The 18,863-nt window shown below is 71.2% G+C and carries 16 protein-coding genes and 1 pseudogene; 14 read left to right on the top strand and 3 right to left on the bottom strand.

Annotated features, from left to right (window positions below; translation table 11 throughout):
- Positions 1-283: 283 nt before the first annotated feature.
- From MR1_RS00385 to MR1_RS00420, 8 genes are all read left to right on the top strand, one after another.
- Positions 284-1,972 (top strand): ABC-F family ATP-binding cassette domain-containing protein, encoded by a 1,689-nt coding sequence (locus MR1_RS00385; RefSeq protein WP_067242241.1) that lies wholly within the window; start codon positions 284-286, stop codon positions 1,970-1,972.
- Between the two features lie 127 nt (positions 1,973-2,099).
- Entirely contained in the window at positions 2,100-2,345 is a 246-nt protein-coding gene (locus tag MR1_RS00390; RefSeq protein WP_067242244.1) for an AbrB/MazE/SpoVT family DNA-binding domain-containing protein, read from the top strand.
- Positions 2,342-2,704, top strand: a complete 363-nt coding sequence (locus tag MR1_RS00395) for a type II toxin-antitoxin system VapC family toxin (protein ID WP_067242247.1) — start codon at positions 2,342-2,344, stop codon at positions 2,702-2,704. The genes MR1_RS00390 and MR1_RS00395 overlap by 4 nt, the downstream gene beginning before the upstream one ends.
- A gap of 150 nt (positions 2,705-2,854) precedes the next feature.
- Positions 2,855-3,406: an OsmC family protein gene (locus tag MR1_RS00400; RefSeq protein WP_067242250.1), complete on the top strand. Its 552-nt coding sequence runs from the start codon at positions 2,855-2,857 to the stop codon at positions 3,404-3,406.
- Positions 3,407-3,520: 114 nt separating this feature from the next.
- Positions 3,521-4,639, top strand: a complete 1,119-nt coding sequence (locus tag MR1_RS00405; protein ID WP_067242253.1) for a GuaB3 family IMP dehydrogenase-related protein — start codon at positions 3,521-3,523, stop codon at positions 4,637-4,639.
- A gap of 70 nt (positions 4,640-4,709) precedes the next feature.
- Positions 4,710-5,465 carry an SURF1 family protein gene (locus MR1_RS00410; protein WP_084344250.1) on the top strand — a complete coding sequence of 252 codons (756 nt, stop codon included), beginning with the start codon at positions 4,710-4,712 and terminating at the stop codon, positions 5,463-5,465.
- A gap of 232 nt (positions 5,466-5,697) precedes the next feature.
- Entirely contained in the window at positions 5,698-7,797 is a 2,100-nt protein-coding gene (locus tag MR1_RS00415; RefSeq protein ID WP_255218055.1) for a bifunctional metallophosphatase/5'-nucleotidase, read from the top strand.
- A gap of 233 nt (positions 7,798-8,030) precedes the next feature.
- On the top strand, positions 8,031-12,674 hold the full coding sequence (locus MR1_RS00420) for an ExeM/NucH family extracellular endonuclease (RefSeq protein ID WP_067242259.1): 4,644 nt from the start codon (positions 8,031-8,033) through the stop codon (positions 12,672-12,674).
- A 111-nt stretch (positions 12,675-12,785) separates the two neighbouring features.
- Here MR1_RS00420 and MR1_RS00425 read toward each other — a convergent pair whose 3' ends face one another.
- A complete protein-coding gene (locus tag MR1_RS00425; protein ID WP_067242261.1) occupies positions 12,786-13,181 on the bottom strand; it encodes a type II toxin-antitoxin system VapC family toxin in 396 nt (131 codons plus the stop codon).
- A complete protein-coding gene (locus MR1_RS00430) occupies positions 13,178-13,453 on the bottom strand; it encodes a type II toxin-antitoxin system Phd/YefM family antitoxin (RefSeq protein WP_067242264.1) in 276 nt (91 codons plus the stop codon). Before MR1_RS00430 ends, MR1_RS00425 begins: the two co-directional genes overlap by 4 nt.
- 87 nt (positions 13,454-13,540) lie before the next feature.
- Between MR1_RS00430 and MR1_RS00435 the strand changes: the two genes are divergently transcribed.
- From MR1_RS00435 to vapC, 5 genes and pseudogenes are all read left to right on the top strand, one after another.
- Complete coding sequence (locus MR1_RS00435) at positions 13,541-14,107, top strand: DUF3817 domain-containing protein (RefSeq protein ID WP_067242267.1); 567 nt, start codon at positions 13,541-13,543, stop codon at positions 14,105-14,107.
- Positions 14,104-15,708, top strand: coding sequence for a glutamine-hydrolyzing GMP synthase (gene guaA, locus MR1_RS00440; RefSeq protein ID WP_067242270.1), 1,605 nt, complete (start codon positions 14,104-14,106; stop codon positions 15,706-15,708). Before MR1_RS00435 ends, guaA begins: the two co-directional genes overlap by 4 nt.
- Before the next feature lie 135 nt (positions 15,709-15,843).
- A pseudogene (locus tag MR1_RS00445) lies at positions 15,844-16,787 on the top strand (L-lactate dehydrogenase).
- Between the two features lie 107 nt (positions 16,788-16,894).
- Positions 16,895-17,113 carry a type II toxin-antitoxin system VapB family antitoxin gene (locus tag MR1_RS00450; protein ID WP_067242273.1) on the top strand — a complete coding sequence of 73 codons (219 nt, stop codon included), beginning with the start codon at positions 16,895-16,897 and terminating at the stop codon, positions 17,111-17,113.
- On the top strand, positions 17,110-17,517 hold the full coding sequence (vapC, locus tag MR1_RS00455; RefSeq protein ID WP_067242276.1) for a type II toxin-antitoxin system VapC family toxin: 408 nt from the start codon (positions 17,110-17,112) through the stop codon (positions 17,515-17,517). The genes MR1_RS00450 and vapC overlap by 4 nt, the downstream gene beginning before the upstream one ends.
- A gap of 37 nt (positions 17,518-17,554) precedes the next feature.
- On the opposite strand, the gene MR1_RS00460 is transcribed toward vapC, so the two are convergent.
- Positions 17,555-18,226, bottom strand: coding sequence for a DNA alkylation repair protein (locus MR1_RS00460; protein ID WP_067242279.1), 672 nt, complete (start codon positions 18,224-18,226; stop codon positions 17,555-17,557).
- 209 nt (positions 18,227-18,435) lie between these two features.
- Between MR1_RS00460 and MR1_RS00465 the strand changes: the two genes are divergently transcribed.
- Positions 18,436-18,861, top strand: coding sequence for a YciI family protein (locus tag MR1_RS00465; RefSeq protein ID WP_067242282.1), 426 nt, complete (start codon positions 18,436-18,438; stop codon positions 18,859-18,861).
- Positions 18,862-18,863: the final 2 nt, after the last annotated feature.

Raw genomic sequence — 18,863 nt, forward strand, 5'->3', positions numbered from 1 at the left:
CCCGCCTGACCCCCGCCCCCGCTCCGACCCCCGCGCCCCGCGTCCCGCGGTTTCGGGGCGCACAACGGGGCATCGGGGCCCGTGATGAGCCCCTTCGCCCCCGCCACGCGCCCCGAACCCGGGGGATCGGGGAGGGAGCGGGGCTGGGTTTGGGGCACCGGGCGGGGGCGTGGGGCGGGGGAAGGGGGACCGGGGCACCGGGACGCGCCCCGAAACGGCGGGCGGCGCTGATATTCTGGAAGGCTCGCCTTCCGACCGGACGCGGGCGGAAGGAAAGACCCCCGTGGGACACATCGACGTCGCCGGCATCTCGCTCGCCCTGCCGGACGGACGCCCCCTGCTGGACGAGGCCGGATTCCGTGTCGGCGCCGGATCGACGAGCGCGCTGATCGGCCCCAACGGCGCGGGCAAGACGACGCTGCTGCGCGTGATCCGCGGCGAGCAGGCCCCGGACTCCGGCGTGGTCACCATCGACGGATCGCTGGGCGTCATGGACCAGTTCATCGGACACGGCCGGGAGGGCGAGACCGTGCACGACCTGCTCGTGCGCGTCGCGCCGGCGAGGATCCGGACGGCTGCGGAGGCGCTGGACGCGGCCGAGAACGCGCTCATCGAGGACGACACGCACGACACGCAGATGCGTTACGCCTCTGTGATCGCCGACTACGCCGACGCCGGCGGATACGAGCACGAGACCGTCTGGGACCAGTGCACGATGGCCGCGCTCGGGATCCCGTTCGAGCGCGCCCGGTTCCGCGACCTCGCCACGCTGTCGGGCGGCGAGCAGAAGCGGCTGGCGCTGGAGGCGCTCCTTCGCGGTCCGGACGACGTGCTGCTGCTGGACGAGCCGGACAACTACCTGGACGTCCCGGGCAAGCGCTGGCTCGAGGAGCAGCTGCGACAGACGCCGAAGACCGTGCTCCTGGTCTCGCACGACCGCGAGCTGCTCGCCCGGGCCGCGGATCGGATCGTGACGCTGGAGCCCGGGGGAGCGGGGGCGACCGCCTGGGTGCACGGCGGCGGCTTCGCCACCTACCACCAGGCTCGCGCGGACCGGATGGACCGGCTCGACGAGCTGCGCCGGCGCTGGGACGAGCAGCACGAGAAGCTGCGGACCCTGGTCGCGACGCTGAAGGTGAAGGCGTCGGCGAACGACGGCTTCGCGTCGCGGTATCAGGCCGCCCAGACGCGCCTGCGCAAGTTCGAGGAGGCGGGCCCGCCCGAGGAGCGCCCGCCCGCGCAGGAGTTCGACATGCGGCTGCGCGGCGCCCGCACCGGAAAGCGGGCGATCGTCTGCACGGCGCTGGAGCTCACCGGGCTGATGCGGCCGTTCGACGCCGAGATCTGGTTCGGCGACCGGATCGCGGTCCTGGGGTCGAACGGATCCGGCAAGTCGCACTTCCTCCGGCTCCTCGCGCGCGGCGGGAGCGATCCGGATCCGACGCTCGGACACCTGACCTCGACGGCGGAGCGGCTCGACCCGGTCGCCCACACCGGGACCGCGACGCTCGGCGCCCGCGTGGTGCCCGGCCTCTTCGCCCAGACGCACGCGCACCCCGAGTTCGCGGGGCGGACGCTGCTGGAGATCCTGCATCGCGGCGACGAACGCCGCACCGGCCTGCCCCGGGACGCCGCCAGCTCGGCGCTGGACCGCTACGGCCTGGTGCGTCAGGCGCAGCAGGAGTTCGACCAGCTATCCGGCGGGCAGCAGGCGCGCTTCCAGGTGCTGCTGCTCGAGCTGTCGGGGGCGACGCTGCTGCTCCTGGACGAGCCGACCGACAACCTGGATCTGGAGTCCGCCGAGGCACTGGAAGCCGCGATCGCGCGGTTCGAGGGCACCGTCGTCGCCGTGACGCACGACCGCTGGTTCGCCCGCTCGTTCGACCGGTTCCTCGTGTTCGGCGAGGACGGCACGGTGTTCGAGGCCGATGAGCCGGTCTGGGACGAGCGGCGGGTCGCTCGCGCCCGCTGAGCCCGCCCGCGCCCTCCCGCCGCGCCCCCCGTCGACCACGAGGAGGGGCGCGGCGCATCCGCGGGAATCGTCCAGATCCGCTGAGCCATCGTGCCCGCTGAGGGAACCACGGTGGTACATTGATCACATGCGTACCACCTTTGCCAGCACGATGGGAGATCGCGGCAGGCTCGTCGTGCCCGCCGAGCTCCGCGCGAAGCTGCACTGGGACCTCGGCACGCCCCTGCTGTTCATCGAGGCCGACAACGGGGTCGTGCTGGCGACACGAGAGCAGGCCAAGGCGATTCTGAGAAGGCAGTTGGCGGGAGCCGACCTGGCGGAGAGCCTCATCGCCGAACGTCGTGCGGCAGCCCGCGACGAGGACGCTGCGTGACTGTGCTGGATGCGTCCGCCGTCCTCGCGTTCCTCCAGGGAGAGGACGGCGCGGATCGTGTCGAATCGGAACTCGATGGGGGCGTCATCGGCGCCGCCAACTGGTCGGAGGTCGCGCAGAAGGTGCGCGCGGGCGGGGGAGACTGGGAGATCGCGCGCAGCCTCCTGCTCAGCTACTCCCTGCGGGTGGAGCCCGTGACCGTCGACGACGCTGAGGCGGCGGCGGAAGCGTGGAGGCGGGGGTCGGGGCTGTCTCTGGGAGACCGATTGTGCCTCGCCCTCGCGGAACGCCTGGACGTCTCCGTGCTGACCGCCGATCGAGCCTGGGGCGAGTCGACGGGAATCGTCCAGATCCGCTGACCGAAGACTCCGCGGCGGCGCGACGGCCGGGGCGGCGCAGCGAAGGGGGCGCCCGCGATCCGAGGGTCGCGCATGACGCCGCATGACGCGGTGTTGCGCACGGTGACGCCGTCGTGACGTCCGGCCGGGCGGCGCGGCTAGCGTCGGGCCATGACGATCACCCAGGACCCCACCACGCTCATCCCCGAGATCTCGGCCGAGGAGCGCGCGCAGCGTCTCGGCACCGCGGGCGCCGCCTGGAACGAGAGGATCGCCGCCGACCTGCGCAGCGCGGCGCTGACCTACCGCGTCGTGGGACGCGGCGTGGGATCGGTGGGCACCGAGATCCGTGCGGGCAAGCACCGCTTCCTCGTGGACGAGCCGGCGGCCCTCGCCGGTGACGACGCCGCCGCGAGTCCCGTCGAGTACGCGCTCGGCGCCCTCGTCTCGTGTCAGGTCGTGGTCTTCCGTCTCTACGCGCAGGCGCTGGGGCTGACGATCGACGACATCGAGATCACCGCGGAGGGTGACCTCGACGTGCGCAAGCTCTTCGGGATCGACGAGTCCGGCCGTGCCGGCTTCCACGACGTCCGCGTCCGTGTCGACATCACCGGTCCCGACGCGGTCGAGGACTACGAGCGCCTCCGCGCCGTGGTCGAGGAGCACTGCCCCGTGCTCGACCTGTTCGCGAACCCCGTGCCGACCTCGGGCGCCCTGGCCTGATCCGTCCGGATTCCGGTCACGGCCCTTCCCGGAACCCCGTCGCTCGCGCCCGTGTCCGCCCTGCCGCGCGGACACGGCGGCGTCGGGCATCGCGGGTAGGGTGGGAGAGTGACCATGGACATCGAGATCGGCCGAGGCAAGCGCGCGCGCCGTGCCTACACGTTCGACGACATCGCGGTGGTTCCGTCCCGCCGGACCCGCAACCCGGAGGATGTGTCGACGGCGTGGACCATCGACGCGTTCCCGTTCGAGATCCCGGTCCTCGGGGCGCCCATGGACTCCGTCATCAGCCCGCAGACGGCGATCGCGCTGGGGCGCCTGGGCGGGCTCGGCGTGCTCGACCTCGAGGGACTGTGGACCCGGTACGAGGACCCCGAGCCGCTGTTCCAGGAGATCGCAGGGCTCGACGAGGCGCACGCCACCGTCCGCATGCAGGAGCTGTACGACGAGCCCATCAAGCCCGAGCTCATCACGCAGCGTCTGGCGGAGATCCGCGCCGGCGGCGTGACCGTGGCCGGTTCGCTCACCCCGCAGCGCATCCAGGAGCACTACGAGACGGTCGTCGCCGCCGGGGTCGACCTCTTCGTGATCCGCGGCACGACCGTGTCCGCCGAGCACGTCTCCAGCGTCGCCGCACCCCTGAACCTCAAGAAGTTCATCTACGACCTCGACGTGCCGGTGATCGTCGGCGGCGCTGCGACCTACACCGCCGCGCTGCACCTCATGCGCACGGGGGCGGCGGGCGTGCTCGTCGGCTTCGGGGGAGGGGCGGCGTCGACGACGCGGGCCACGCTCGGCATCCACGCGCCGATGGCGACCGCCGTCTCCGACGTCGCCGCCGCTCGTCGCGACTACCTCGACGAGTCGGGCGGCCGCTACGTGCACGTGATCGCGGACGGCGGGGTCGGGACGTCCGGTGACATCGTCAAGGCGCTCGCGATGGGCGCCGACGCCGTCATGCTCGGCGTCGCGCTGGCCCGCGCCACCGACGCCCCCGGTCTCGGCTACCACTGGGGTCCCGAGGCGCACCACCCCAAGCTGCCGCGCGGCCGTCGCGTCGCCGTGGACGGCGTCGCCCCGCTCGAGGAGATCCTGTACGGTCCCGCCCCCGTGGCCGACGGCACGGCGAACCTCATCGGGGCGCTGCGCAAGTCCATGGCGACGACCGGGTACTCGGACCTCAAGGAGTTCCAGCGCGTCGAGGTCGTCCTGGCCCCGTACGAGCGGGTCTGATCCCGTCGTGACGAGTTCCCCGATCCCGGACGCGCCCGCGGAGGAGTTCCCGCCCACGCTGCGCGAGGTCATGCTCCGCGGACGGTGGATCGGGATGCTCGTGCTGTGCCTCGTCGTCGCGGGGGTGTTCGCCTGGCTCGGGCAGTGGCAGCTCGGGCGCGCGATCGACACGGATCCGACTCCTCCCGGCGCGACGGAGGAGGTCCTGCCGCTGGGCGACGTGGTCGAGCCCGGCGCGTACCTGCCCGGGCCCTCGATCGGCCAGCGCGTGGAGACCCGCGGGAGCTGGGTCCCCGGCGACTTCCTCCTGGTGACCGACCGGATCAACGACGGCGTCGAGGGGTACTGGGTCACGGGGCAGCTGCGGATCGCCGACGCCGAGGAGAAGACCTCGCTGGCGGTCGCGATCGGCTGGGCTCCCGATGAGGCGAGCGCGCGGAAGGCCGTGGAGCGGCTGGAGGCCGAGGCCGACGGCTCGGTCGTCGAGCTCACCGGGCGCATCATCACGGACGAGGGCGCGGTGCCTCCGCCGCGGACCGACCCGCACCGCATGACGCGGATGTCGCCGGCGATGCTCCTCGGGCAGTGGCACGACGTGGAGGACCTGTCCGTCTACCGGGTGTTCCTCGCCGCCATCGAGGCGCGCGGCGGGCTCGCGGACATCGACTCCCCGGCACCGATCGAGCAGTCCCCGGTCAACTGGCTCAACGTCTTCTACGCCGCCGAGTGGGCGGTGTTCGCGGGGTTCGCCTTCTACCTCTGGTATCGGCTGGCCAAGGATGCCTGGGAGCGCGAGGTCGAGGAGTTCGAGGACCGCACGGCCTGACCGGGGGCCGCCGTCTCCGGACCGGTCGGCACCCGACTCCGTGCCGGACACCATGACCGGGCGGAGGATGGCGGGATCGTGAACGAACCTGGGAGACCGTTGTGAACCGTCCGGGCTCTCCGTAAGCTCACACTCGGATGCCGCTCGCGCCCTGGCGGGCGGCCCGCGCCACCGGCTCCGACCCGGGTGCCGGTGCACGATCCGCACCGTGCGATCTGGAGGAGCCATGCCGATGCCGTTCCCGTCCGAAGCCGCGACCGCGGCGTCCCTGCGCCGGCGCCGAGCCGCGCGACTGGCTGCGGCGGGCATCGCCGTCGCCGGTGTCCTGGCCTTCGGAGGCGGCGCCGCGCCGGCGCTCGCCGCGGGGGAACCCGTCAGCATCGATGTGGTGACGGTGAATGACTTCCATGGTCGGATCGAGGCGGATGGTGCGTCGGCGGGGGCTGCGGTGTTGGCGGGGGCTGTGCAGCAGTTCCGGTCGGAGAATCCGAATACGATCTTCGCTGCGGCGGGGGATCTGATCGGGGCGTCGACGTTCACGTCGTTCATTCAGGATGACAATCCGACGATCGATGCGTTGAATGCGGCGGGTCTGGATGTGAGTGCGGCGGGCAATCACGAGTTCGATCAGGGGTGGGCTGATCTGCGTGATCGGGTGCAGGATCGTGCGGAGTGGGAGTATCTGAGCGCGAACGTGTTCCTGACGGAGACGGGTGAGCCCGCTCTGGCGCCCAGCTGGGTCAAGGAGCTCGACGGCGTCAAGGTCGGCTTCGTCGGCGCCGTCACCGAGGACCTCCCGACCCTCGTGTCCCCGGACGGGATCGCCGAGCTGGAGGTCCGGAGCATCCCCGAGGCGGTGAACGACGCGGCCGCCGCGCTGAAGGACGGCGACGCGGCCAACGGCGAGGCGGACGTCATCATCCTCCTCGTGCACGAGGGTGCCGCCACCACCGAGCTCGACAGCATCACGCCCGATTCCCCGCTCGGGGAGATCGTGTACGGGGTCGGCCCGGACGTGAACGCGATCGTCTCGGCGCACACGCACCTCGCGTACAACCACGTGATCGACGGGCGTCCCGTCGTGTCCGCGGGCCAGTACGGCGAGAACGTCGGACGGATGAACCTGCAGGTGGACCCGGAGACGAAGGAGCTCCTGTCGATCACGAACGAGGTCCTCCCGCTCGTCGTCGACGACGTGCCCCAGTACCCGGCGGTCCCCGAGGTCCAGGCCATCGTCGACAAGGCCACGGAGGAGGCCGACGTGCTCGGCGCCGAGAAGGTGGGTGAGGTGACCGCCGACCTCAACCGGGCCCGGCAGTCCGACGGCTCGGAGAACCGGGGCGGGGAGTCGACGATCGGCAACTTCATCGCCGATGCCCAGAAGGAGGCGACCGGCGCCGACATCGCCCTGATGAACCCGGGCGGGATCCGGGCCGACATCGCGTTCGCCGGATCCGGCGAGGGGGACGCCGACGGCGACGTCACCTTCCGCGAGGCCGCGACCGTGCAGCCCTTCGCGAACTCGATGGTCACGGTGCAGCTCACCGGCGCGCAGATCGTCCGGATCCTCGAGGAGCAGTGGCAGCCCGCCGACGCGAGCCGCCCGTTCCTCAAGCTCGGCGTCTCGAAGGGGCTGCAGTACACTTACGACCCCGCCGCCGCGGCAGGAGCGCACATCCGCACGGTGACGCTCGACGGCGCACCGCTGGATCCCGCCGCCGTCTACACCGTCGCGGCGAACTCCTTCCTCGCGGCGGGAGGCGACAACTTCGTCACCTTCGCCGAGGGCGCCGACCGGAAGGACACCGGGCAGATCGATCTGGAACTGCTCGTGAACTGGTTCCGCGACAACGGCACCGCCGAGCCCGACCTCGCTCAGCGCGCGGTCGGCGTGGTCCTGGGCGGCGCCGGTGAGAGCGGCTTCGCGGAGGGCGGGCCCGCCACTGTCGACCTGTCCTCGCTCGCGTTCAGTGCGGGCGAGCCCGCGCCGGGGCCGGTGACGGTCTCGCTGGGAGACACGCTGCTCGCGACCGCGGAGATCGACACCGCGATCGTCGACACGACCGACGAGGTCGGCCGGGCGAGCCTCGCGCTGACGCTGCCGGCGGGCGTGTCCGGGGAGCAGGCGCTGACGGTCCGGGTGGAGAGCACGGGCACGGAGGTGCAGGTGCCGATCACGATCGTCCCCGCCGCACCGGTCGTCCCGCCGGCGCCGCCGGCTCCTCCGGTGGACGTGCTGCCGCCGACCGGCGCGGACCCGGTTCCGTTCGTCCTGCTCGCTGCGGCCCTGCTCGGTCTCGGCGGCCTCGTGCGGCTCCGCCGGCGGGCCTGACCCGACCGACACGACGACGGCGACCGGAGCGATCCGGTCGCCGTCGTCGTGTCCGCGGGCGTCACGGCGGCGCGCAGATGAGCAGCAGATGACGAGTTGGCCAACATCCTTGAGCGGTGTCGGAGACCGCCTCTAGTGTCAGGGTCGTGCGCCGTCGCGCCCGTCGAAGTGCGCGATCCGTCACCGGGGGGTTCACCGGAATCCGCCGTCCCGTATCCGAGGAGACAGCCCTGATGATGTCCGTCCCCGACGAGAACCGCGACGTTCCCGTCTCGCAGCACCGGCTTCGCGCCCCGTCCCGCGCGCACGCCGCCCGTCTCGGCGTCCTCGCCGCGAGCACCGTCTTCGCCCTCGGGGCCGGCGCCCTGGTCGCCGCCCCGGCCTATGCCGACACCGCGGGCACCGGCGTCGTGATCAACGAGGCGTACCTGTCCGGCGGCAGCGCCGGCGCCGCCTTCACGAACAAGTTCGTCGAGCTGTACAACCCCACCGGAGCCGCCGTCTCCCTGGACGGCCTGTCGCTCCAGTACCGGTCCGCCACCGGGACGGGCAACGCCAACGGCGTGGTGCCGCTGACGGGGGAGATCCCGGCGGGCGGGCACTACCTGGTCCAGGGCGGCAGCAACGGCGCGAACGGCGCGGCCCTGCCGGCTCCCGACGCGACCGGCAACCTCAATCCCTCCGGAACGACGGGAACGCTGGCCCTGGTCGAGGGCACGACCGCCGTCGCACTCCCGACGGGCTCGGTCGTCGGGGCTCCCGGCGTCATCGACCTGCTCGGCTACGGCACCTCGAACACCTTCGAGGGCGCGGCGGCGACGCCCCCGGCCGGCAACACCGACGTGAAGTCGCTGAACCGGACGGACGGCACCGACACGGACGACAACCGTGCGGACTTCTCGCTCTCGGCGACGATCACCCCGGAGAACTCCGGTGGCACCGATCCCGGCCCGGGCACGGATCCGACGGAGGCGACGATCGCTGAGGTGCAGGGCACCGGAGACGTCTCGCCGTTCGACGGCCAGGCGGTGACCGTGCAGGGCATCGTCACGGGCGACTACCGCACGGGCGGCTACCGCGGGATCGTCATCCAGACCGAGGGCACCGGCGGCGAGGTGAAGACCGAGGGCGCCTCGGACGGGATCTTCGTCTTCCTCGACGCGCTCGCCCCCGAGCTCGCGATGGGCGATCTCGTCTCGGTCACCGGCTCCGTCTCGGAGTACTTCGGCCAGACCCAGATCACCCCCGCGGCCGTCTCGGACGTCGCTGTGGTGACCGCGGGCGTCGACACCCCGGCACCGGTGGCCCTGCCCGACACGGTGCTCGGCGCCGACCGCGAGGCGTACGAGAACATGCTCGTGGCCCCGGCCGGCGCGTACCGGCTCGCGTCCAGCCACCAGCTCTACAACTACGGGACCCTGTGGCTGAGCGCGGGTGAGGCGCCCCTCGTCAAGAGCACGGAGACCACGCGTCCCGGCGACGAGGCGAACGCGATCGCGGCGGCCAACCGTGCGCACCGGATCCTCCTCGACGACGGATGGTCGCTGCAGGTCACGAACCAGGGGCACCCGGGTGACCAGCCGTACTTCACGGCCGACACCGTGGTGCGAAACGGCGACGCCGTGACGTTCCCCGCCGAGGGCAGCATCCTCCAGTACGGGTTCGACGACTGGCGGCTCCAGCCGGTCGTGCCGATCGACGACGCGAGCGACGCGAGCCACAAGCCGACCTTCACGACGCTCAACCCGCGCCCCGAGGCGGCGCCGGAGGTGGGCGGCGACCTGCAGGTCGCGTCGTTCAACGTCTACAACTACTTCACGACGCTGACGAGCGAGAACCCGGACGCGCGCGGCGCCGCCACGGCGGAGCAGTTCGCGATCCAGAAGTCGAAGATCGTCTCCGCCATCAACGGCCTGGACGCCGAGATCGTGGCGCTCATGGAGATCGAGAACGGCCCGAAGCTCGGCAAGCCGCTCGACGCGGCTCTCGCCGACCTCGTCGCCGGGCTCAACGCGGACGCGGGCTCCGAGGTGTGGGACTACGTGCGCACCCCCGCCGCGCTCGACAATCCGGCGATCACGGACTACATCTCCAGCGCCATCATCTACAAGAAGGCTGCGGCGACCCCCCAGGGGGACAGCGCCACGGTCGTGGACGAGACCGTGTGGGGCAACGCCCGCGAGCCCATCGCGCAGGCCTTCGACGTGGACGGGCGGATCGTGACGGTCGTCGCCAACCACTTCAAGTCGAAGTCGCCGCCGAAGAACGCCGGACCCGAGCCGGCCGACGGTCAGGGCTTCTTCAACGCCGACCGGGTCGCGCAGGCGCAGTCGCTGCTGGCCTTCACCGAGGACCTGAAGGCCCGTGCGGGCAGCGAGGACATGCTGCTCATCGGCGACTTCAACGCCTACGGCAAGGAGGACCCGATCGACGTGTTCGCCCAGGCGGGCTGGACCGACCTCGTCCCCGCACAGGCCCCGGGGCAGTTCACGTACACGTACGACGGCGAGCTGGGGTCGCTCGACCACGTGATCGCCTCGCCGTCGCTCGCTCCGTCCATCACGGGCACAGCGGTCTGGAGCATCAACTCGCCGGAGTGGGGCGACCGCGGGTACGCATACCCGGCCACGGAGGCCGGCACGCCCTTCCGCTCCAGCGACCACGACCCGATCCTCGTGGGAGTGTCCACCGAGATCCCTCCCATCGACATCGATGTGGTGACGGTGAATGACTTCCATGGTCGGATCGAGGCGGATGGTGCGTCGGCGGGGGCTGCGGTGTTGGCGGGGGCTGTGCAGCAGTTCCGGTCGGAGAATCCGAATACGATCTTCGCTGCGGCGGGGGATCTGATCGGGGCGTCGACGTTCACGTCGTTCATTCAGGATGACAATCCGACGATCGATGCGTTGAATGCGGCGGGTCTGGATGTGAGTGCGGCGGGCAATCACGAGTTCGATCAGGGGTGGGCTGATCTGCGTGATCGGGTGCAGGATCGTGCGGAGTGGGAGTATCTGAGCGCGAACGTGTTCCTGACGGAGACGGGTGAGCCCGCTCTGGCACCCAGCTGGGTCAAGGACGTGCAGGGCGTGAAGGTCGGGTTCGTCGGTGCGGTGACCGAGGACCTCGACACGCTGGTGTCGCCCGACGGCATCGCCGAGCTCGAGGTGCGCAGCATCGTCGACTCCGTCAACGACGCCGCGGCGGACCTGAAGGACGGAGACCCCGCCAACGGGGAGGCGGATGTCATCATCCTCCTCGTGCACGAGGGGGCGACCACGGTCGAAGCCTCGAGCATCACGCCGGACTCCCGCCTCGGGGAGATCGTGTACGGGGTCGGCCCGGACGTGAACGCGATCGTCTCGGCGCACACGCACCTCGCGTACAACCACGTGATCGACGGGCGTCCCGTCGTGTCCGCCGGTCAGTACGGGGAGAACGTCGGCCTGATGGACATCAAGGTCGACGCGACCACCAAGGAGCTGATCTCGATCACCAACGAGGTGAAGCCGCTCACCAAGGACAAGCAGCCGCTGTACCCGGCCGTGCCGGAGGTCCAGGCCATCGTCGACGAGGCGAAGGCCATGGCCGACGAGCTCGGCGCGGTCAAGGTCGGCGACATCACGGCGGACTTCAACCGCGCACGCCAGAGCGACGGCAAGACGGAGAACCGCGGCGGGGAGTCGACGATCGGCAACTTCGTGGCGGACGTGCAGAAGGAGGCGACCGGAGCGCAGATCGCGCTGATGAACCCGGGCGGCATCCGCGCGAACCTGTCCTACGCCTCGTCGGGCGACGGGGATCCGGACGGCAACGTCACCTACCGCGAGGCGGCCACGGTGCAGCCGTTCGCCAACACCCTCGTGACCCTGTCCCTCACGGGCGCGCAGCTCAAGAGCGTGCTGGAGGAGCAGTGGCAGCCGGAAGGGGCGGCCCGTCCGTTCCTGAAGCTCGGGGTCTCGAAGGGGCTGACGTACACCTACGACCCCGCCGCCGCGGCCGGGTCCCGGATCACGGGCATCACGCTCGACGGGGCGCCGATCGACCCGGAGGCGTCGTACACCGTGGCGGCGAACTCGTTCCTCGCGGCGGGCGGCGACAGCTTCTTCACGCTCGCCCAGGGCACGGACAAGAAGGACACCGGAAAGGTGGACCTGGCCTCGATGGTCGACTGGTTCGCGACGAACGGCACGGCGTCTCCGGACCTCGCCCAGCGCGCGGTCGGTTTCGCGGTCAGCCCCGCGGACGAGGACGGCTACACGGCGGGCGACCAGGTCACGGTCTCGCTGTCGTCGCTCGCCTTCAGCGCGGGTGAGCCGGCGCCCGGCGAGGTGTCGTTGTCCCTCGCCGGATCCGTCGTCGCGACCGCTCCGGTGGACACGACGGTGGTGGACGCGTCGGATGAGGCGGGCCGCGCCACGCTGACGTTCACGGTGCCCGAGGGCGTGACGGGCGCGCAGTCGCTCTCGATCGCCGTCGCGGGGACCGGGACGACCGCCTCCGTGCCGATCACCATCGCCGACACGGAGCCGGAGGAGTTCGCCGGCACCATCGCGCTCGACTCCTCGAAGGTCGGCGCGGGCAAGGCGGTGACCGTGCGCGGCTCCGGCTACGCGGCGGGGGAGACCGTCACGGCGACGCTGCGGGGCAAGAAGGGCACCACGGTCGACCTCGGCACGATCGAGGTCGGCGCCGACGGCTCCTTCACGGCCCGGCTCACCGTTCCGGCCTCCACGCACCCCGGCCCGTACACCCTCGCGGTGGCGCAGGCCGACGGAGACGAGGCGACGGCGACCCTGCACGTGAACCGCGGCAAGGGCGGATCCGTCGTCCGCGACATCCTCGACTGGCTGTGGGACCTGCTCGACGGCTGGTGGTGATCGCGGCCGCATGAGACGACGGAGGCCGTCGGGAGCGATCCCGGCGGCCTCCGTCGTGTCGGCGCGGCGGCGTGAGATTCCGCCCGAGACGCGGACGCCGCGGCGTCGTCCTCAGGCCCAGGGCAGGCAGGTGACCTCGGGGAACGAGAGGATCCGTTCGTCCTTGGTGACGAGAAGGAGCCCCTCCTGCTGCGCCTGAGCGACGAGCATCCGGTCGAACGGGTCGCGATGCTCCCAGTCGAGCTCGCCGGCCGCCCTCATGTGGTCGACGCTCAGCGGCAGCTCGGCGGCGAGCAGCGCGCCCAGGAGATGGTCCCACCGGGTGAGGATCCGGTTGCCGTGCGGAAGCCGGCCGCTGCGGGCCTTCTGCGCGATCTCGAACGCACTGGCCGCGGAGACGAAGAGCGCGGCGGCGCGGGTCATCTCGTCCCGCACGGCGACCGGGATCCGGTCCGGGTCGGTGGCGAGCCAGACGAGGACGTGGGTGTCCAGCAGATACGTCGTCATGGCGCGGTCTCGCCGAGCGGATCCCCGGCGCCCCCGCCTTCCCAGGCGGCGAGCTCGCTGTCGGGCAGGTCGCCGAACAGCGAGTCTGTGGGGATCGGGGGCAGCTCGGGGAGCAGCGGTCGATCGAGCTGCCGCTTCGGCGGCGAGGCGGCCTCGATCCGAGCGATCGGCGTTCCCGCGCGGGCGATGACGATCCGTTCGCCCGCCTCGACGCGGCGGAGCAGCTCCGACAGACGCGTCTTGGCATCCTGGACGTTGACGATCGTGGTCATGCCCCGATTTTACCTGGTCTGGTCCGCCTGACCAGACCAGGTCGATGCTCGATCGGAGGGCCGCGGCTCCGCGACTAGACTGGAGGCATGCCCGAACCGAAAGTCGCCAGCTTTCCGGCGATCCGCGGTGCGCTGAAGTTCTACCAGATCGCGTCGATCATCACCGGTGTGATGCTCATCCTGCTGCTGGCCGAGATGATCGCGAAGTACAGCCCGATCCACGTCGAGCTGTTCTCCGGCGGATCCGGCGGGCTGCTCTGGTTCGCGCCTGTGATCGCGGGAGAAGGATGCCAGTGGTACTCGCTGTTCGTCCCCGGAGGGATGGGGTGCGAGATGACCTCGGCCGGCGACGGCTTCAACCTGTCGCTGTTGATCCTCATCGCCCACGGATGGTTCTACGTCGTCTACCTCTTCGCCTGCTTCCGGGTGTGGAGCCTGATGCGCTGGCCGTTCCTGCGGTTCATCACGCTGGCGCTCGGCGGCGTCGTCCCCCTGCTGTCCTTCTTCATGGAGGCGATCGTCGCCCGCGAGGTGAAGGCGTACCTCGCCCGTCGCGAGCAGGACGAGGCCGCCCGCGCGGACGCGTCCTCTGAGACCCCCTCCCCGTCGGATCCCGCCTCCGACGCCCGTCCCACCACGGAAGGTGCCCGGTGACCGAGACAACCCCCACCGACGGCGCGGCCAACGCGACCGTCCAGCGCCCCGCGCTGGTCGTCGACTTCGGCGCGCAGTACGCGCAGCTGATCGCGCGCCGCGTGCGCGAGGCCGGCGTCTACAGCGAGATCGTGCCGCACACCGCGACGGCCGAGGAGATCGCGGCCCGCAATCCGGTCGCGCTCATCCTCTCGGGCGGCCCGTCGTCCGTTTACGAGGACGGCGCGCCGCAGCTGGACCCCGCCGTGCTCGAGCTCGGCGTGCCGACGCTCGGCATCTGCTACGGATTCCAGTACATGGCCCAGGTGCTCGGCGGCGAGGTCGCGAACACGGGGCTGCGCGAGTACGGGGCCACGGATGCGATGATCCCCGTCAACGACAGCTCCCTGCTCGGCGGCGAGCCCACGGAGCAGAACGTCTGGATGAGCCACGGCGACCAGGTCTCCCGGGCGCCCGAGGGCTTCGAGGTCCTCGCGACCACGCCGTCCACGAAGGTCGCCGCCTTCGCGGACGAGCAGCGTCGGCTGTACGGCGTGCAGTGGCACCCCGAGGTCAAGCACTCCGACCACGGCCAGGCCGTGATCGAGAACTTCCTGCACAAGGGCGCGGGCCTGCCCGCCGACTGGAACAGCGACAACGTGATCGCGGAGCAGATCGAGCGGATCCGCGCGCAGGTCGGCGACGCCCGCGTCATCTCGGCGCTGTCCGGCGGGGTCGACTCCGCGGTCTCGACGGCGCTCGTGCACAAGGCCATCGGCGACCAGCTCACCGCCGTCTTCGTCGATCACGGGCTGCTGCGCAAGGGCGAGCGCGAGCAGGTCGAGAAGGACTACGTCGCCTCCACCGGGGTGCGCCTGATCACCGTGGACGCCGCCGACACGTTCCTCGGCCACCTCGCCGGGGTCACCGACCCCGAGGAGAAGCGCAAGATCATCGGCCGCGAGTTCATCCGCGCGTTCGAGAAGGTGCAGCGCGAGCTCGTCGACGAGGCCAAAGCCGAGGGCGCGCCGATCAAGTTCCTCGTCCAGGGCACGCTGTACCCGGACGTCGTGGAGTCCGGCGGTGGTGCGGGCACGGCGAACATCAAGTCGCACCACAACGTGGGCGGGCTTCCGGAGGACCTCGACTTCGAGCTCATCGAGCCGCTGCGCACCCTGTTCAAGGACGAGGTCCGTGCGATCGGCCGGGAGCTCGGGATCCCCGAGGCGATCGTCGGTCGCCAGCCGTTCCCCGGCCCGGGTCTCGGCATCCGCATCATCGGCGAGGTCACGCGCGAGCGGCTGGACGTGCTCCGGGAGGCGGACGCGATCGCGCGTGAGGAGCTGACCCTCGCCGGTCTCGACCAGGAGATCTGGCAGTGCCCGGTGGTGTTGCTCGCGGATGTCCGCTCCGTCGGCGTGCAGGGCGACGGCCGCACGTACGGTCACCCGATCGTGCTGCGCCCCGTCTCCAGCGAGGACGCGATGACGGCGGACTGGACACGCCTGCCGTACGAGGTGCTCGCGCGGATCTCGAACCGCATCACGAACGAGGTCCGCGAGGTCAACCGGGTGGTGCTCGACGTCACGTCGAAGCCGCCGGCCACGATCGAATGGGAGTGAGCTCCCGATGACGCGGAGGGGCGCGGACCGTCGAGGTCCGCGCCCCTCCGCGTTCTGCGCGTCACGGGTGCCGGGTCCGGCCCGGGGGCCGCGTCGGATCGTCCGCCCGGGAGCGGGTTCGGCATGATGAAGAGCATGGCGAACGGACGCACGAAGCTCACGGTGGTCGGCGCGGGGAGCGTGGGGGTGAGCGTCGCGTACGCGGCGCTGATCCGAGGCAGCGCCGCCGAGGTCGCGCTCTACGACATCGCGACCGAGAAGGTCGACGCCGAGGTCCTGGATCTCGCCACGGCACCCAGTTCACCCGATCGTCGGTCAGCGGAGGGTCCGACCTCGCCGTGGTGGACGGCAGCGATGTCGTCGTGGTGACCGCGGGGGCCAAGCAGCAGCCGGGGCAGACGCGGATGGAGCTCGCGGGGACGAACGCCCGGATCCTCTCCTCGCTCCTGCCTGCGCTCGTCGAGCGCGCGCCGGAGGCGGTGTTCGTGATCGTGACCAACCCGGCCGACGTCATGACGGTCGTCGGCCAACGGGTCACCGGGCTGCCCCCTCAGCGGATCTTCGGGTCGGGCACCGTGCTGGACACCTCGCGGCTGCGCTGGCGCCTCGCGCAGCGGGCCGGGGTCAGCACGGCGAGCGTGCACGCGGACATCGTCGGCGAGCACGGCGACACCGAGTTCCCGCTGTGGTCGACGGCGACGATCGGTCCGGTCCCGATCCTGGACTGGCCGGGCGAGGAACCGTTCACGTCGCAGGAGCTGGACCGGATCGCGGTGGAGGTCCGCGATGCGGCGTACGCCGTGATCCGGGGGAAGGGCGCCACGAACCTCGCGATCGGAGTGAGCTGCGCCCGGATCGCGGAGGCGGTGCTGCATGACGAGCGCGCGGTGCTCCCGGTGTCGACGGTGCTCGACGGCGTCCACGGGATCAGCGGCGTCGCGCTGTCCGTGCCGTCCGTCGTGGGCGCGGACGGCGCGGTGCCGCTCGCTCGGACGCCGATGACGACCGCCGAGGAGGAGCGGCTGCACGCCTCCGCGGACGCGATCCGCGCCGCCGTCGACGCCCTCGCCCTCGGGTGAGGCCGGCTGCGGACGAGGGCGTCGCGGGCGAACGGGGCGGCGTAAGGGGCCCCGATGACGACCCGGTGACCCTCGTCGCTGGTGTATGCGAGGTGTATCCTTGGTGTATGACCCGCACGAATATCGACATCGATGATGACCTGGTGAAGGAGGTCATGGGGCGGTATAACCTGTCGACGAAGAAGGAAGCGGTGAACTTCGCGCTTCGTCGTCTCGTCGGGGTGCCGTTGACCAAGGACTTTCTGCTGAGCCTTCGCGGCACCGGATGGGACGGCGACCTCGATGAGATGCGCGACGATCCTCCGGTGATCTGGGACAAGGCGTGATCCTCGTCGACTCCTCGGTCTGGATCGACTACCTCAGGGACGCTCCGGTCCCCGTCGTGGACGAGCTGGAAGACCTGATCCGCTCCGGGGCCGATATCCGTATCACGGAGCCGGTGATCATGGAACTGCTCGCAGGCTCTTCGCGCAACGGGGACGCCGTCGAGTCGCTGGTCAACGGTCTGCCCCTGCTCCGGACCGATTCGATGGTGGACTTCCGAGCGGCCGGTGAGCTGTTCCGCGCGTCCCGCCGGAACGGTCGTCCGATCCGCAGCCTGGTCGATTGCCTGATTGCCGCGATCGCTATCCGGCACGACGCCGCGCTTCTGCACAAGGATCGTGACTTCGCGTTCCTCGCAGAGATCAGCCCGCTGCGCCTGCATCCGCCGGTGCCGCCGCCCGACTGAGTGCTCCGCCGCGGAGCGGATCGTCCCGCGGGGCGCGTCAGCCGAGGTGCTTCAGCGCCTCCCGGCGGGACAGGGGAGAGAGCCCCGGATGATCCGCGACGAAGGCGCGGACCCACTCCGGATCCGTCCGCGCGTACTCCCGCAGCGCCCACCCGACGGCTTTGCGGAGGAAGAACCCGGGATCGGGGATGTTGGGCTCGATGACCGCGGCGAGCAGCGTGCGGTCCGTCCGGTCCCTCCGTCCGAGCTGGGAGATGATCGCGGCGCGACGGATCCATGCGTCCGGATCGTGCGACCAGGTCTGCAGCAGAGCGGACGTCTCCGCGGGGTGGACGTCGAGCAGCTCCGCCAGTCGGTGCGCGACCTCGTCGACGTGGTCCCACCAGGCACCGGTGCGGATCATCTCCTCGTGCACGTCGAGCATGTCGAGGCGCCCTCTGACCGGTCGCAGGCCCATGAGCTCGGTGGCCGCATAGCGCTCCTCGCGATGCCCGGCCTCGCGCCAGAGCGTCAACGCCGCGGTGCGGAGCGTCTCGGGGTCGGTCGTCCCCCGAGCGGCCCGCCGGGTGAGCGCGCGCACCGCGGGAACGCGCACGCCGAGGAACGGCATGTCCGACTTCATGTAGGCCTGCTGTCCCGGAGCGAGCGCGGGGTCGGCCGCCTGGTGCAGGGCATCCCGGATGACGCTCACGAGCAGGTTCGGCTCCACGCGCCGATTCTAGGCCGGGTGCGAGGGGCCGCGACGTCGCCCGGGGCAGGCCCGGAGCGGGCGAGCACCTTCCTCGAAGAATTTTCGCCGCGGATGTCGATCCGGCGTCTTCTCGTTCGACGTCTGGAATGAGAGGGTCGAGAAGCGGCCCACCGACCAGCACCGCGGACCCCGATCGGGGCCCGGGATCCCCAGAAGGAGAAGAGACGATGAAGTTCATGCTGATCATGCGCGCCACCGACGAGGCCGTGGAGGCGTACGAGGACACGCCCTTCGAGCAGGTCATCGAGGCGATGGGCAGGTACAACGAGTCGATGATGAAGGCCGGCGTGCTGCTGGCCGGCGAGGGGCTGACCGACGCGGCCGAGGGCTTCGTCGTGGACTTCAGCGCGGAGAAGCCCCTGATCACGGACGGCCCCTACGGCGAGACCAAGGAGCTGTTCAACGGCTTCTGGATCATCGAGACCGCCACCCGGGAGGAGGCCGCGGAGTGGGCCTCGCGCGCCCCGCTCGGCCCGGGCGCCTTCCTCGAGGTGCGTCGGGTCACCGAGTTCTCGGACTTCCCCGAGGACAACGAGTGGATCCAGAAGGAGGCCGGCTGGCGCGAGGAGCAGGCCCAGAAGGCGCAGGACTGAGC

It is taken from the genome of Microbacterium resistens NBRC 103078, assembly GCF_001552355.1.
Classification (GTDB): domain Bacteria; phylum Actinomycetota; class Actinomycetes; order Actinomycetales; family Microbacteriaceae; genus Microbacterium; species Microbacterium resistens.